Source organism: Lactobacillus sp. XV31L, from assembly GCF_059900865.1.
Genome location: NZ_JBWXGC010000006.1, coordinates 55,739 through 70,160 on the forward strand (window position 1 = coordinate 55,739; position 14,422 = coordinate 70,160).

At 43.9% G+C, this 14,422-nt stretch carries 14 protein-coding genes; 10 read left to right on the forward strand and 4 right to left on the reverse strand.

Features of this window, described 5'->3' with window-relative positions:
* Nucleotides 1-41 precede the first annotated feature (41 nt).
* Entirely contained in the window at nucleotides 42-920 is an 879-nt protein-coding gene (locus tag AC2JF7_RS05335; RefSeq protein ID WP_500727664.1) for a hypothetical protein, read from the reverse strand.
* 180 nt (nucleotides 921-1,100) lie between these two features.
* Nucleotides 1,101-2,555: a vinyl phenol reductase gene (vprA, locus tag AC2JF7_RS05340; protein WP_500727665.1), complete on the reverse strand. Its 1,455-nt coding sequence runs from the start codon at nucleotides 2,553-2,555 to the stop codon at nucleotides 1,101-1,103.
* A gap of 110 nt (nucleotides 2,556-2,665) precedes the next feature.
* Between vprA and AC2JF7_RS05345 the strand changes: the two genes are divergently transcribed.
* Together AC2JF7_RS05345 and AC2JF7_RS05350 are read left to right on the forward strand one after the other, a co-directional pair.
* Nucleotides 2,666-3,577: a LysR family transcriptional regulator gene (locus AC2JF7_RS05345; protein WP_500727666.1), complete on the forward strand. Its 912-nt coding sequence runs from the start codon at nucleotides 2,666-2,668 to the stop codon at nucleotides 3,575-3,577.
* A 640-nt stretch (nucleotides 3,578-4,217) separates the two neighbouring features.
* On the forward strand, nucleotides 4,218-4,277 hold the full coding sequence (locus AC2JF7_RS05350) for a hypothetical protein (protein ID WP_500727731.1): 60 nt from the start codon (nucleotides 4,218-4,220) through the stop codon (nucleotides 4,275-4,277).
* Nucleotides 4,278-4,347: 70 nt separating this feature from the next.
* Here the strand turns inward: AC2JF7_RS05350 and AC2JF7_RS05355 are convergent, their stop codons facing one another.
* Together AC2JF7_RS05355 and AC2JF7_RS05360 are read right to left on the reverse strand one after the other, a co-directional pair.
* On the reverse strand, nucleotides 4,348-4,989 hold the full coding sequence (locus AC2JF7_RS05355) for an SDR family oxidoreductase (RefSeq protein WP_500727667.1): 642 nt from the start codon (nucleotides 4,987-4,989) through the stop codon (nucleotides 4,348-4,350).
* Between the two features lie 177 nt (nucleotides 4,990-5,166).
* On the reverse strand, nucleotides 5,167-6,498 hold the full coding sequence (locus AC2JF7_RS05360) for an APC family permease (RefSeq protein WP_500727668.1): 1,332 nt from the start codon (nucleotides 6,496-6,498) through the stop codon (nucleotides 5,167-5,169).
* 198 nt (nucleotides 6,499-6,696) lie between these two features.
* On the opposite strand from AC2JF7_RS05360, the gene rbsK reads away from it, so the two are divergent.
* The 8 genes from rbsK (at nucleotide 6,697) to cshA (ending at nucleotide 14,392) form a co-directional block, all read left to right on the forward strand.
* On the forward strand, nucleotides 6,697-7,602 hold the full coding sequence (gene rbsK / locus AC2JF7_RS05365) for a ribokinase (protein ID WP_500727669.1): 906 nt from the start codon (nucleotides 6,697-6,699) through the stop codon (nucleotides 7,600-7,602).
* Nucleotides 7,603-8,023: 421 nt separating this feature from the next.
* Nucleotides 8,024-8,683: an amino acid ABC transporter permease gene (locus AC2JF7_RS05370; RefSeq protein ID WP_500727670.1), complete on the forward strand. Its 660-nt coding sequence runs from the start codon at nucleotides 8,024-8,026 to the stop codon at nucleotides 8,681-8,683.
* The gene (locus AC2JF7_RS05375) at nucleotides 8,664-9,341 is read left to right on the forward strand and encodes an amino acid ABC transporter permease (RefSeq protein WP_500727671.1); all 678 of its coding nucleotides are present in this window, start codon (nucleotides 8,664-8,666) and stop codon (nucleotides 9,339-9,341) included. Before AC2JF7_RS05370 ends, AC2JF7_RS05375 begins: the two co-directional genes overlap by 20 nt.
* A gap of 5 nt (nucleotides 9,342-9,346) precedes the next feature.
* Nucleotides 9,347-10,087 (forward strand): amino acid ABC transporter ATP-binding protein, encoded by a 741-nt coding sequence (locus AC2JF7_RS05380; RefSeq protein ID WP_500727672.1) that lies wholly within the window; start codon nucleotides 9,347-9,349, stop codon nucleotides 10,085-10,087.
* A gap of 10 nt (nucleotides 10,088-10,097) precedes the next feature.
* Nucleotides 10,098-10,940, forward strand: a complete 843-nt coding sequence (locus AC2JF7_RS05385; RefSeq protein WP_500727673.1) for a transporter substrate-binding domain-containing protein — start codon at nucleotides 10,098-10,100, stop codon at nucleotides 10,938-10,940.
* A 114-nt stretch (nucleotides 10,941-11,054) separates the two neighbouring features.
* Nucleotides 11,055-11,303, forward strand: coding sequence for a type B 50S ribosomal protein L31 (locus tag AC2JF7_RS05390; protein ID WP_500727674.1), 249 nt, complete (start codon nucleotides 11,055-11,057; stop codon nucleotides 11,301-11,303).
* A 130-nt stretch (nucleotides 11,304-11,433) separates the two neighbouring features.
* Nucleotides 11,434-12,801 carry a UDP-N-acetylmuramoyl-tripeptide--D-alanyl-D-alanine ligase gene (locus AC2JF7_RS05395; RefSeq protein ID WP_500727675.1) on the forward strand — a complete coding sequence of 456 codons (1,368 nt, stop codon included), beginning with the start codon at nucleotides 11,434-11,436 and terminating at the stop codon, nucleotides 12,799-12,801.
* A gap of 10 nt (nucleotides 12,802-12,811) precedes the next feature.
* Nucleotides 12,812-14,392, forward strand: a complete 1,581-nt coding sequence (gene cshA / locus AC2JF7_RS05400; RefSeq protein ID WP_500727676.1) for a degradosome RNA helicase CshA — start codon at nucleotides 12,812-12,814, stop codon at nucleotides 14,390-14,392.
* The last annotated feature ends 30 nt before the right edge of the window (nucleotides 14,393-14,422 follow it).

The following is a 14,422-nucleotide window of genomic DNA, read 5'->3' on the forward strand; positions in this document are numbered from 1 at the left end:
CCTCGAACAGTATTTTATGATTAATCGACTATATTATATGCCTATTCTGGTAATTCCTGAAAAGAAATCAAATTGCGACCGCGATTTGGTCCTTGGGCTTGAGTAGCAATTGCCTGATCAAAGTTGTGGTAGGAAAATATTTTGTTGATAGGGACGAATAATCTTTTAAGCTGGATCTCTTGCATTAAATAAAGATAATTTTTGGGTAAAGAGGGCTTACTAATGAACTGAATGCCGGGCACGTCCTTTTGAGCGACGCTGATTACCTGGTCACCGTCTTGCAGGTGGGCCAGTAACTGGGGATTAACGCCCGCACCGGCTAGGTCAAGGACAAGTTTATTCGCCGAGTTAACTGGCCGTGCAGTATTGATGTTGTACTTAGTGGCTTTTTCATTGAGGTAGTCTTGTGAAATTGGTCGCACCTTGGGGATGAAAGGCAATTGACTGTGGTGCGTCAATAGCTGCATCAAGATGAGACCGGTCAATGAATCTGCACCATAAATCACCAGTGGCTGCTGCTTTTTCTGGGCAATTTTAAAAAGAGTCAAAGCTAGGTCACCGCCACCGATTAGTATAGCTGCGTCCCTTAATGTAACACCAGAAATGAGTGAAATTGCAAGCGGCGGGATGCTGGAAGTGATCTCTTCCTGAAAGGTTCCCCAGGGATGCAGTAACAAGGCGGGCTGCCCCAAAAGTGCCGTAGATCGCAAACTGCCCACTTCTTTAACAATGCCCGTTGCACCATAACCTAAGACGGCAGGCACTTGTGAGTGCATTTGCTGGTCTAATTTTAAAAGGTCATACCGAAAGAGCGGCACGAATTTTGTTTCGATTTTGATTGACAAGGGCGTGAGCGCATCTGCAGCCTTGTCCTGCAATTCTGCTTGCCGATAACCTATTTGAATAATTGCTTTAACCATGTTTGCTAACCTGCTTTCTTTAATGATGCAAGGTTAATCCTTTCTGGCGGAACGAGCCAATCAGAATACTGATAATTGGCACAAAAGGCGGGGTAAAACCCGTTTATTTTAGTAGAAGTCGGGGGGTACAAACAAAAAAAACGAGTACTGAGACTCGTTCTTTTTAATTGCTAATATAATTTAACCTTGTAGTTGGTCAGCAATTACATTGGCAACATGCTTGCCGGAGTAGAAGACAAATCCTGCTTCCGTACCAGGCATGTTAGGGCCATAAGTGTCACCAATCAGCATGCCAGCGCCGTCATTGCCAGCGGCGTACAAGCCCTTAATCGGCTTGCCGCTTTTATCCAAAACCCGATGTTCAGTATCGGTCTTCAGTCCACCCATTGTACAGAAGGCACCGATGCCAAGTTCAAACGCATAGAATGGACCGTTTTCGACTGGAATCATGAAGTCAGCCTTCTTATCAAAGTCAACGTCTTGGCCGTTGTGAGCCATCGCGTTGTAGTGGCTAATAGTTTGCTCTAAGTTAGCTAAGCCTAATTTTTGTGCTAATTCGGCAATTGAATCAGCCTTGGTAATGTAGGGCGCATTTTCGTCAAAGGCCTTTTGCATTTCTTCCTTCAAGTGTGGAAGTCTAGTGTCGTGGTAGTCCCAAGTTCCCATCGGCTTATAGAGACCTACGTCAGCCAAGTGATCAATAGTGGCCTCGTCGATAATGGAGTAAACCTTGCCTTGGGTGAACAAAGCGTTGCCGGCTAGTGCAAAGTTATCAACAACTTCTTCATTGACAAAACGGTCGCCGTTTTCGTTAACCCAGAGCAGTGACTGCTGGTCGGCCGCACCGTTTAATTCTGAATAACGGTAAACGTAGCCTGGCTTGGTCGGGTCCTTAAGATAACCACCAAAGAGCATTGCCATGTCCATTGCGTACTTTTGTGCACCGACATCCCAGGCAAGCTTAAGTCCGTCACCCGTGTTCTTCATTGAGTTAACCGGGATGAGTTGATTCTCATCGTAATGGGTTTCGCTTTTAATCATTTCCTTGTTGTTTAAGTAGCCACCCGTTGCCAGTACAACTGCTCTAGTTGAAACTATTTTAGTTGAGTTATCGGTCAAGTCTTTGAGAACTAGGCTTTCGACCTGGCCCTTGCTGTTTAAGTTAATCTTGCTTACAGTCGTTGAAGTAACAACTTCTGCGCCTTGTTTCTTTGACTTAGGCTCTAAAACGTCATGAATAACGGATTTACCCAGTCCTTTAAACAAGTGCCAGGTCCGGTAGCCGCTGCCAAGCGGTGCTACGTCCAGGTATTCAACGCCGATGTCGTTCAACCACTTGATGATGCCAGCAGAAGCATCAATATATTCTTTCCAAACCTGTGTGTCAGCCCGGTAATGTGAATAATCTAACTCTTCGTTTAAGGCCTCTTTTTTAGTTAACTTGACGTTATGCTGCTTTTGTAAGTATGAGTCAACGGCGAAAGCGCCTTCGATATGCTCGCCGCTGCCGCCCGTATTGCGGCCCTTTTCAACGACTAAGACGGATAGTCCACGTTGACTGGCCTGGTATGCGGCTGTAAAACCGGCTGCACCACCACCAACGATAACAACATCATAATTTTCTTTGATTTCCATTTGTGAAACCTCCTACAAGTAATCTATACTAAAATTATAATCGCTTACATGCAAAATGTGCTATAGTAGATTTAGTCGCCACTAGGATATAAATGTACAGGTGAAAATAGATGGATAGTGAACAATTGAAAGTTTTCCTGGCTGTGGTCCAGCAAGGCAGTTTTGGCAGGGTTGCAGAACAAAGGTATGTTACTCAACGTGCGGTATCCCGGCAGATGGCCCGGCTTGAAAAAGAAATTGGGGCCGAATTATTTGAACGAAGCAATAATCGAGTCACCTTAACTGCGGCAGGCAAATATTTTGCCGGACGTGCGCAGGAATACCTGAACAACCTGGACGCGACGATTTCTGAATTGAAAAATATTTCTAAAGCTACTGGTAATTCGCTTTATATTGGCTACTTTTCAATTTTTGACGCTTTTATAATGGAAAAGGAAATCATTAATTATCAGACTAAAAGGCTAGAGCCTAAAATTGACTTCTTTACTACGGAAGAGAGTGTCGAACACATCTTAGCCGATCTCGCTCTCAATAAGCTGGATTGCGCCTACATTAACCACTATGGTAGTTATGACATTCCGCAAGCTTCTGAGTACGAATTTGTTCCAGTCTATTCTAATGAGATGGTGATAGGGATTAGTAAGCAGAATGCATTGAGCACGAAGCGCTACCTTGAAGAAAAGGACTTGGACGGGCAAACTTTACTTTATTACAGCAGTGAAAATTCTGATTTTATGCGGAAGACGTTTACCGCTACTTTGCATAAAAACATGAATAATTATCGGATTATTCGAGTTTCTTCAATTGAACAGCTGATGACAAGTACAGCGCTTAATCAGGGGATTGCTTATATCCCCAAGGGCCTGATTAACCAAATAATGAAGCCGGATGACGAAATTGTTTACCGGCATTTTCATTCACGGCAAGAACAAAGCTATTCAATGCAATTGATATATTTGAAGACTAATAGGTCAGTAGCACTCAAAAGTTTTGTAAACTCAATCAAGAAATTTTTGCTTTAAGTAAAAAAAGGCCATTCACAATCGCGATACAACCCCCAAATTTAGGACAAATTTGGGGGTATTATTATGACTAATTAACTAAACAAGATAAAATTGCTATCTTTGATCTTTGGCAGAATTATGGCATTGGTTCTAAGGAATTAAGTCGCCGCTATCAGGTTAATGTAGCTGGTATTACTTATTTACTTGCCCTCATCAATTACCATGGTACAACCATTCTTGACCGCCCTTATATAAACTAAACTATTTTGCTGACTTTAAAGAGCAGGCCATTAGGCGGGTGCTGGTCAAAGGTGAAGCGGCCTATCAAGTAGCTCTTGATCTGCGCCTGAAAAGTTCTGGAATGTTGGCCAATTGGCTGCGCCAGCAGAACTTGAAGCTGTTCGTCGAGAACGAATTCGTAAAAAATTGAGCGCCTTAGTCGACCAGCGGAAATAGTCCGGGCAGTTACCCATGAGATTCGAACTCAAAGTCAGCGTAACTTTTATTCTTGAAGTTATTTATGCCATTCCCGACCTGCTGCACTTATCGCACAGTCCCAGCCTTGAGCAGACTATGGACATGTTAAGGCAGGCCTGGCGTAAGCAACCGGCACTGGAAGAAGCAATCAGAAAGTACGTATTACTACAATACCAAAAGAATCAGTGCAAAACTAAAAGGACTGACTCCTTCTGAATATCGGGAGTTAGTCCTCAGCTAGAAATTATTAAACTGTCCTAAATTTGGGGGTCACATCATATATATGGCCTATTTATTATTCGATGAACTAACTAATACCAGCTAGGTTTATCACCTGTAGTATCAGGTTTATCAACACCTAAGGATTCCCCAATGTGCTTAGTTGGGTCAAGTACAAGATCCGTTACCAAACTGGCAACGCTTTTACGTGAAACCTCTGTTCCCTTAAAGGGTTCACCTTTTTGGGTTAGTTCGTAGTCAATCTCATCATTATTCTGTAGCCAAGCGGGTCGAATGATGGTATAGTCAAGCCCACTTTCCTCAATTATTTTGGCAGCTGCTGCGTATGTTGGCAAGTAGCTTTTGCCTAGCATTTGGTTATTCCATTCGCCGAACTTGCCGGGCACTTCGTCATAAATACCGAGAGTGGAAATCCAAATTAGGCGTTTAACATGCTGCTTCTTCATGGCTGTCACCGTTGATTGAGCTTGCTGCTCGATGTTGCTGCCGGCTAGGTTGGCATAAACAATATCTTGTCCAGCCATTGTTTGCGCTAACTTAGCAGTGTCGGCGGCATCGCCTTGGACAATCGTGCCCCAAGTTTTATGAGCTTCAGGCAATTTGTCTAAGTGGCGTAAATAGTATGTTTCCTGTACTTCTTCGTGTTGATGTAGTAATTTTTCAGCAATTACAGCAATTTGGCCGCTTGCTCCTAAAATTAATAAATTAGTCATTATTGAATACCTCTAATCTCTTTCATTTTTAATATAGGCTTATTAAATTATTTTCGCAAATAGAAGCACTTACTAATTAAAAGTGGCCAGTAAATATGTGAATTTTTTACAAAAAGAGCTTACCTTCAGGCAAGCTCGATTGATTTTAAAAAGCAATAATAGTAGCTTAATTGTATCCTAATTATCTTTGTCTGGTCTCTCTTCATAGCTGCTTTTGCGCTGAACATAAAGGTAGACTGGCCAACCAGTTAGCGTCAGCAAAATACCGATAACGGCTAAAACAGGCTGGGAAATACTGGTACTAATTACTATGAAGAGTGCACCAGCGATGGCCAAGATTGGCGGGAGTGGGTACCAAGGAACCTTGTATGGCCGCACCAAGTTTGGTTTACGTCGCCGCAATATAAAGACGCCGCTAAAGAGCAGAATCGAAAAGATCCAGGAAACGTAGACTAACATGTTAGTCAAAAAGTCGAAAGTTCCCGAAAAGACCATAACGGCAGCAATTGCGCATTCAAAGAGCATGCTGTTGGTTGGTACGATGGTTTTTAAATTCAACTTGCCAAAAAAGTTAGCTGCTGGCAATTTCTTTTCGTGCCCCAGGATATAAGGCATGCGGGAGCCTAGCAAGAGATGCCCGTTAATGGCCCCAAAGACTGATACTAGAATTCCAATTGTAATGAGTGTCCCACCTAAGCTGCCAAATAGCTTCTTAGCCGTTAAGATTGCGGTCGTCTGGTTGCCAACCACTTGTACCCAGGGAACTACTTTGACGTAGCTCCAATTGATTAACGTATACAAGATAGTAACGCCAAACAATCCCCATATTATGGCTTGAGCCAGTGTTTTAGATGGATTTTTAACTTCGCTGGCGAGGTTGCCGATGCTCAACCAGCCATCATATGCAAAGAGGACAGCCAAAAGCGCCTGACCAAAGGCAGCCGCACTTGAAGCTGAATTGACGTTCGGAGCAGGGGCTCCAGTCAGTTGGTTAGGTCCACCATAAAAGAGGGCGAACAAGATGATAGCAGCAATTGGCAGCAGCTTGATAACGAGAGCGAGTTTTTGCACTTGCGAGCTCAATTTTGACCCCATCCAGTTGATGAACAAAACCGTCAGCATCACTACCAAGGCAATGACGGTTGTTGATAGGCCCTTAAAAATAGGGATGTCTTTGGACTGTGTGGCAAAGACAATGGACAAGGCGGCGATGTTAGCTGGATAGTAAACAATAATGAGCGACCAGCCAAATAAAAAGGCGACTTTAGGTCCATAAATGGCCTCTAGGTACTTGACCGGTCCGCCATCTTTTGGAAAAACAGAGGCCAGTTCTGCAATTGAGAGTCCAGCCATCAGCGTAACAAAGCCTGCAAGTGGCCAAACCAAGATGCTAAGCCAAGCATTGTGAGTTAAAGCTGATACGTTGGCAATTTTAAAAAAAGTGCCGCCACCAATCATGGTACCCATGATTGTTGCCAACGCGGCAAAAAAGTTGAGTTGTCTTTTCATAGTGCTTCCTTAATAGGTACGGATTAATATTTGTAATTATAGGCTATGATGTCTAAAATAAAAAGAATGAAATTTTGTTAACAAAGTTTTAAAGCAGGATTCATACTTTCTCTGAAACAAGTCAAAGTGGAGACGAATGTGGTATTATTTGGTAAAGCAAAGGTCTACATTTCCTTATACTCAGGCAAAGGAGAAGATATGAACAAAATTACAGTAATTGGCAGTATTAACTTGGATACTAACTTGCGGGTTGAGCGGATGGTCCAACCTGGCGAAACCATTCATGCTAAAGAACATTATTCTGCAGCTGGAGGTAAAGGAGCTAACCAAGCAGTTGCTGCTGCACGGTCCAACTGTGCCGTTAGCTTCATTGGCGGGGTCGGCAATGATGCACCTGGAAAAGAGATGCTTAGTCTGCTTAAGCAAGAAGGTATTAATATTTCGGGCATTGACGTGGTTGCCAAAGAGTCGACTGGACAGGCCTTTATTACAGTTGATGATGAGGGGCAAAATGCCATTACCATCTATGCAGGCGCCAATTCAAGCCTTGGCGCAGCTGAAGTTGCTGTGAAGAGCAAGCTGATTACGGATGCCGACTTTGTCATTGCCCAGTTTGAAACCCCACTTGAAGCAACGATTAAGGGCTTTGAAATAGCCCGTAAAGCCGGCGTTAAGACCATTCTGAACCCAGCTCCTGCAATGAAAGAAATCCCAGCAGAACTGCTAGAGTTAACTGATATTATTGCCCCAAACGAATCTGAAGCGCAAACAATTACCGGCGTGAAGGTGGTCGATGAGGCTAGTGCCCGGCAGGCAGCAGCAAAGCTTCATGATTGGGGTGTGGCCGTAGTAATCATCACTATCGGTTCTAAAGGTGCCTTTTATGATTGGCAAGGCCAAAGTCAGTTGATTCCAGCATGCAAGGTTAAGGCGCTTGATACAACAGCGGCGGGTGATACCTTCATTGGGGCAATGGCGAGCCAGCTCAAGCCAGATCTTTCCAACTTGCTCGCAGCAATTACCTATGCTAATCATGCTTCATCAATCACGGTACAGCGCTATGGGGCCCAGCCCTCAATTCCCTACCAAAAGGAAATCAACTAAAAAATTGTCAATCATTTGAAAAATAGCTAAAAATATTGCTGTTAAAGCGGTAAGCAGACCTCAAGATTATTTGAGAATGCTTGCCTTTTTTTGTATGCAGACTTGAATATTGTGAATGAGTGACCAAATCAAATAATTGACAAAAAGTAAGTGAACGCCTAGCATGATAGACACTTATAGTTGCTAACAAAAAGGAAGTGGAAGCAGGGAGCAGGCAAGACCAGCTATTAAAGGGGAGCAGTACTAGTGATTCCTAATGAAATTAGTTGGGGGAGCTTGGTCTTTCACTTGTAGCAGTTATGCTGGCAATTATTATGGTAAATCTGTGAATAAGCTTGATTCGTAGATTTTTTGTTTATCTGACTGTGCTTGGTGTTCTGATTATGAAACCAGGTCGTCTACTTAAAAGTGGGAGGTAAAAATGAACTGGCAGATAATTACACAGAGTTTGCCTATTTTTTTAAAGGCCTTTGAATTAACCCTTTGGCTATCGTGTGTAGGCATTGTGTGCTCAATCATCGTTGGTCTGGTTACCAGTTTGGTGCAGTATTTTAAAGTCCCTGTATTGGAACAGGTTTTGACAATTTACGTAGAGCTTGCTCGCAACACGCCGCTATTGATCCAATTGTTCTTCTTGTACTATGCTTTTCCAGTTATTGGCTTGAAAATGTCGGCCCAGGTTTGTGGCATTATTGGATTGGTGTTCTTAGGTGGGGCCTATATGGCTGAAGGCTTCACTGGTGGTTTTGCTGGTGTTAGTACAACTCAAATCGATGATGGTAAAGCCTTAGGAATGAATGATTTGCAACTAGCGCGTTATGTTGTTTTTCCACAGGGCTTTGCTTTGAGCATGCCAGCCTTAACGGCTAATATTATTTTCTTGATTAAGGAGACATCGATTTTTTCAGTCATTGCGATCCCCGAATTGACTAATACTGCTTTGGACTTGATTGGGATGTATTATCGGTCTAATGAATACCTGCTGGTGTTGGTCATTGCCTATGCAATTATTCTGGTTCCAGTGATCTTACTGTTAAATTATGTGGAGAGGAAGGTGCGTTATGGGACATTCGGCAATTAACGTCTTCTTTGCTGGCAATAACCTTGCTCGAATACTGCAAGGTCTCTGGACCTCGGTATGGATTGCTGCGCTCAGCTTATTAATTGGCTTAGTGCTAGGAACCCTGTTTGGTATTTTACGGACCCTGCCTAACAAAATTGTCCGCTTTATTTTACGGGCTTACTTGGAATTTTTCCGGATTGTACCTACCATTGTCTTGCTGTACTTGGTCTACTATATTTTGCCGCGGAGCTTGCATATCAACTGGCCAGCCAGCTGGATGGCGGTTTTGGCCTTTTCACTATGGGTGGCAGCTGAATTCAGCGATATTGTGCGCGGAGCCATTGAGTCAGTACCTATTACGCAAAAAGAATCCGGTCAAGCACTGGGTTTAAGCACCAGCCAATTATTTCGCTATGTCTTACTGCCCCAAGCAATGCAACTAGAACTACCAGCTACTATTAACCTGGCCACACGGGTGATTAAGACGACATCGCTGCTCATGATGATCAGCATCATGGACGTGATTGCAATTGGCCAGCAGATTATTGAAGCCAACAACCAGCAGTATCCAACTGCAGTTTTTTGGATTTACGGCTTGATCTTTATTTTGTACTTTGCAATTGATTATCCGTTGTCCCTTTGGGCAAAGCGCTTGGCTGCCAAGCAGAAGAGGTAAGGAAAATGACAGAAGAAATTTTACGAGTTGAAAATTTGAACAAGTATTATGGTGACTGGCAGGCTCTGCATGACATTAACCTGACCCTGCACAAGGGTGAGGTGCTGACTTTGCTAGGCCCGTCTGGTTCTGGCAAAAGCACCCTAATTAGGTGCCTAAATGGTCTTGAAGCATATAGCAGCGGGGCTATTTACTTCAAGGGCAAAAAAGTAGATGGATCAAGCAAGACCTGGCAAGCTTTGCGGCAAAAAATTGGCATGGTCTTTCAGAGTTACGACCTCTTTCCTAATTTGACAGTGATTGAAAACATCTTGCTCGCACCAGTCAAGGTTCAGCAGAGGCCTGAAGAAGAGGTCAGGGTTGAAGCAATCAACTTGCTAAAGAGGGTAGAATTAGACGAATATGTTGATTCTTACCCCCGAGAATTATCAGGCGGTCAAAAGCAGCGCATTGCAATTGTACGGGCTCTAGCCCTCCATCCTGAAATCATGCTCTTTGATGAGGTCACTGCTTCACTTGACCCAGAGATGGTTCGCGGCGTTTTGCAAATCATGGCAGACTTAGCCAAAAAAGACCACATGACGATGATTATCGTAACCCATGAAATGAACTTTGCACGACAGATTGCCGACCAAGTTTTATTTTTAGAAGATGGCCGAATTTTGGAAAATACACCAGGCAAGGACTTTTTCACTAGCCCTAAGACGGATAGGGCACAGGACTTTTTAAGCAGTATGGAATTTTAAGGAGTAAACGATGAAGAATAAGACGAGGAATATCACCATTGGCATACTGGTAGTTGTGATTCTGGCGGTTGCAGCCTTTTTTGGAATTAAAGGGTCAATTGGCAACAATGCTAATCAAAATGAGAGCAGCGTGGCTGCCATTAAAAAGCGGGGAACCCTCAGAGTCGCTGTGTTTGGTGACTTGCCACCATACGGCTGGGTTGATGACCATGGTCAGCGGCGCGGTTATGATGTTCGCTTGGCTCGGCAAATGGCCAAAGATATGGGCGTTAAAGTTAAATTTGTCCAGGTTAATGCCAACAACCGCGTAGACACTTTGAATTCTGACAAGGCTGATTTGATTCTAGCCAACTTCACGGTGACACCGGAGCGCAAGCAGGTTGTTGACTTTGCCCGCCCTTATATGAAGGTATCGGTTGGCGTGATTTCGCCTAAAACGGCCGCCATCAGCAGCCAAAGCCAGCTGAAGGGCAAGAACGTGATTGTAACCAAGGGAACAACGGCTGAGAATTACTTCACCAAGAAGGGGAATGTTGACCTGCTTAAGTTTGATTCCAAGACCCAGCAGTTTAACGCTATCAAAAACAAGCGTGCTGCGGCCTTGGCTGATGACAACTCCTACCTCTATGCCTGGGTAAAGCGCAATCCCAATTACACGGTCGGTATTAAAAGTATTGGTCCCAAGCAATTCATTAGTCCAGCTGTTAAAAAGGGCAACAAGTCACTTTTAAGTTGGACCAACAAGGAAATCAGTAAATTGAACAAGCACAAGTTTTTCACCAGTGACTATGAGCAAGAGCTCAAACCATATTTTGGCAAAGAAGTGAGACCTGATGACATCGTTTTGAACTAGACGTGCTTGCCAATTTAATTAGGTCTTGAACTTTGCTGGTAAAAATGTTACAGTAGAAACCGTTAATCGATTAATCTATGGCTTGCAATAAGGTCATGGCAAAGGAGTAATAATATGAAACAAGGCATTCATCCAGATTACCAAGAAGTTGTCTTTATGGATTCCGCAACAGGTGCTAAATTTGTTGCTGGTTCTACCATTAAGTCAAAGGAAACAGTAGATTTCGAAGGTAAAACTTACCCATTAGTTCGGGTTGAAATCACTTCAGACTCGCACCCATTCTACACTGGCAAGCAGAAGTTTGCTCAGGCCGATGGACGGATCGACAAGTTCAACAAGAAGTATGGTATGAAAAATAAGTAGTATCTTTGATCTGGTGGAAGCAGTCCCATTGGGGCTGCTTTTTTATGTAAAGCTCTGAAATGTTATACTAAGTTGAGGCAGACATTGTCGTTGCTTTACTGAAATTTCTTTTTAGCTAGGAGAAAAATAGATGAAAATGCAACTAGCAGAAATTGCCAAGGCAATTGGTTCAACTTGTGAGGGTGATTGTGCAACTGTTATTACTTCTGTTGCCTTTGATTCGCGTAAGATAGAAGAAGGCGGCTTATTCGTCCCACTGAAAGGTGAACGAGATGGCCATAATTTTATCAATAGCGCAATCAGCAAGGGAGCAAAAGCAACGCTCTGGCAAAAGGGTCATCCTGGAAAGCCAGATAGTATTGCAGTACTTGAGGTCAAAGACCCTCTCAGCAGCATGCAGAAGCTGGCCCAGTATTACTTGAGCAAGGTCAATCCAACGGTTGTAGGTATTACCGGTTCAAATGGCAAAACCACCACCAAGGACATGACGGCTGCAGCTTTGGCTAAGCGCTTCAATGTGCATAAGACGGATGCCAACTTTAACAATGAAATTGGCGTGCCGATGACCATCTTGGAGATGAAACCCAACACGGAAATTTTAGTGCTCGAGATGGGGATGGACCATGCTGGCCAGCTCCACCAATTGAGCGAGTTGGCCCACCCTGATGTAGCTGTAATTACGATGATTGGAGAAGCCCACATTGAGTTTTTGGGGTCGCGTGCACAAATTGCTGATGCCAAGATGGAAATTACGGACTTTTTGCGTGAGGATGGCGAGTTCATTTATAATGGCGATGAACCACTCTTGCGCGAACGTGCTGCCCGCATTAACCAGACAAGGGTCACCTTTGGTTTTGCTAAAGATGATCAAGTTTATGCAACTTCTTTTAGCAGCTATAAGCACCATGCCACCTTTACTGTTGCTGATTCAGCGTGCAAGTTTACCATCCCAATGATTGGCAAGCACAATGTATCAAACGCATTGTCAGCATTGTGTGTTGGTCGACACTTCGGTGAAAGCGACGAAGAGATTGCATCTGCTTTAGCCAGTTTTACTCCAACTGCAAACCGGATGGAATGGGAAAAAGGCGACGTTGGCGAAGATATTATGAGTGATGTCTATAACTCTAACCCAACCGCTGTACGTGCAGTTTTGACTAGCTTTGGTCAAATTCAAGTACCTGAAGGCAGCAGACGAATCGCTGTCTTGGGTGACATGCTAGAATTAGGTCAAAGATCCGCAGCCCTGCACCGTGACTTGGCTGACTGCCTTGATCCCCAAGTGATTAACGAAATATATTTATTTGGCTCTGAGATGAACAATTTAGCTGATGCACTAAAGCGCAATTACGGGCCAGAACATTTGCATTATTACCCAAAAGACCAGATGCAGCGTATGATAGCTGATCTGAAGAATGATATTAAGCCGCACGACATAGTTGTCCTCAAAGGATCGCATGGGATGCACCTCGAAAAAGTGGTAGAGCGGCTTAGATAAGGAGAATTTAGTGAAATTTACGGAATTAGGTTTAAACGATGAGCTTTTAAAGGCCATCAAACGTTCAGGATTTGAAGAAGCAACTCCAATTCAGGAACAGACAATTCCACTTGCCTTAGCAGGCAAAGATGTGATTGGTCAGGCGCAGACAGGTACCGGTAAAACGGCTGCTTTTGCCCTGCCCATTTTGCAAAACTTAGATAACCATAATAAGGTAATTCAGGCGTTGATTATTGAACCAACGCGTGAATTGGCCATCCAAACTCAAGAAGAGCTCTTCCGCTTAGGTCGTGATGAGCACGCCCGTGTTCAGGTAGTATATGGCGGTGCTGATATTGGTCGCCAGATTCGTTCTTTAAAGAATAATGTGCCAGCTATTTTAGTGGGTACGCCTGGTCGGTTACTTGACCACTTAAAGCGCAAGACGGTCAACTTAGAAGATGTCAACACCATTGTCTTAGATGAAGCTGACGAAATGCTTGACATGGGCTTTATTCAAGATATCGAAAGTATCTTGAGTTATGTGAAGAACCGCAAGCAGACCTTGCTGTTCAGTGCAACGATGCCTAAGCCAATCCTCAACATTAGTGAAAAGTTCATGCACGATCCTGAGATTGTGCAGGTCAAGGCTAAAGAATTAACTGCTGACCTGATTGACCAATACTATGTACGTGCCAAAGATTCAGAAAAATTTGACATCATGTGCCGCTTGTTCGACGTTGAAAGTCCTGACTTAGCTGTTGTCTTTGTCCGGACCAAGCGCCGCGTTGACGAAGTTACTAGGGGTCTGCAGGCTCGTGGCTATAATGCAGCTGGGATTCACGGCGACTTATCGCAAGCCCGTAGAATTAGTGTTCTCAAACGCTTCCGTGCTGGCAAGCTTGATATCCTTGTAGCAACTGATGTTGCCGCTCGTGGACTTGACATCTCAGGCGTTACCCACGTATACAACTATGACATTCCTCAAGATCCAGATTCATACGTTCACCGTATTGGCCGTACTGGCCGTGCTGGTCAGAACGGCAACTCAATTACCTTTGTAACACCAGGTGAGATGAGTTACATGAAGACGATTGAGCAATTGACTAAGAAAAAGATGATGCCTTTGACACCACCAACAGATGACCAAGCTTTGCATGGTCAACTTAAGATTGCCAAGTCCAAGATCGAAGACTTGATGAAGGAAGACCTTTCCAAGTACACTGACGATGCAAGCGAGCTGCTGGAGAATTATTCTGCAGTCGATCTTGTTTCTGCATTTTTGAAGAATTTATCCAAGGATTCGTCGGATGTTGAAGTCAACATTAGTTCACAAAAACCTCTTCCAAATCATGGCGGTCACGGACGTGGCGGTCGTGGTGGATATGGTCATGGCGGCGGCCATGGTGGTTATCGTGGCGGCGGTCGTGGTGGATATGGTCATAGTGGTCATGGACACGGCAGCTACCGTGGTGGCGATCGCGACCATCGTGATCATGGTGGTTATCGCGGTGGCGATCACGACCATCATAACCGTGGCGGATATCGTGGTAACAACTCACACCGTTCAGGTGGCGGCCACAGCTTTGTAATCAAGAATAAAAAAGATTAACAATTTTACTAAAAAAGAGTTGTATTAAAG

Excerpts from the sequence above, each read along its gene's own strand:
- AC2JF7_RS05335 (WP_500727664.1), bottom strand. The coding sequence starts at position 920 with ATGGTTAAAGCAATTATTCAAATAGGTTATCGGCAAGCAGAATTGCAG.
- vprA (WP_500727665.1), bottom strand. The coding sequence starts at position 2,555 with ATGGAAATCAAAGAAAATTATGATGTTGTTATCGTTGGTGGTGGTGCA.
- AC2JF7_RS05345 (WP_500727666.1), top strand. The coding sequence starts at position 2,666 with ATGGATAGTGAACAATTGAAAGTTTTCCTGGCTGTGGTCCAGCAAGGC.
- AC2JF7_RS05355 (WP_500727667.1), bottom strand. The coding sequence starts at position 4,989 with ATGACTAATTTATTAATTTTAGGAGCAAGCGGCCAAATTGCTGTAATT.
- AC2JF7_RS05360 (WP_500727668.1), bottom strand. The coding sequence starts at position 6,498 with ATGAAAAGACAACTCAACTTTTTTGCCGCGTTGGCAACAATCATGGGT.
- rbsK (WP_500727669.1), top strand. The coding sequence starts at position 6,697 with ATGAACAAAATTACAGTAATTGGCAGTATTAACTTGGATACTAACTTG.
- AC2JF7_RS05370 (WP_500727670.1), top strand. The coding sequence starts at position 8,024 with ATGAACTGGCAGATAATTACACAGAGTTTGCCTATTTTTTTAAAGGCC.
- AC2JF7_RS05375 (WP_500727671.1), top strand. The coding sequence starts at position 8,664 with ATGGGACATTCGGCAATTAACGTCTTCTTTGCTGGCAATAACCTTGCT.
- AC2JF7_RS05380 (WP_500727672.1), top strand. The coding sequence starts at position 9,347 with ATGACAGAAGAAATTTTACGAGTTGAAAATTTGAACAAGTATTATGGT.
- AC2JF7_RS05385 (WP_500727673.1), top strand. The coding sequence starts at position 10,098 with ATGAAGAATAAGACGAGGAATATCACCATTGGCATACTGGTAGTTGTG.
- AC2JF7_RS05390 (WP_500727674.1), top strand. The coding sequence starts at position 11,055 with ATGAAACAAGGCATTCATCCAGATTACCAAGAAGTTGTCTTTATGGAT.
- AC2JF7_RS05395 (WP_500727675.1), top strand. The coding sequence starts at position 11,434 with ATGAAAATGCAACTAGCAGAAATTGCCAAGGCAATTGGTTCAACTTGT.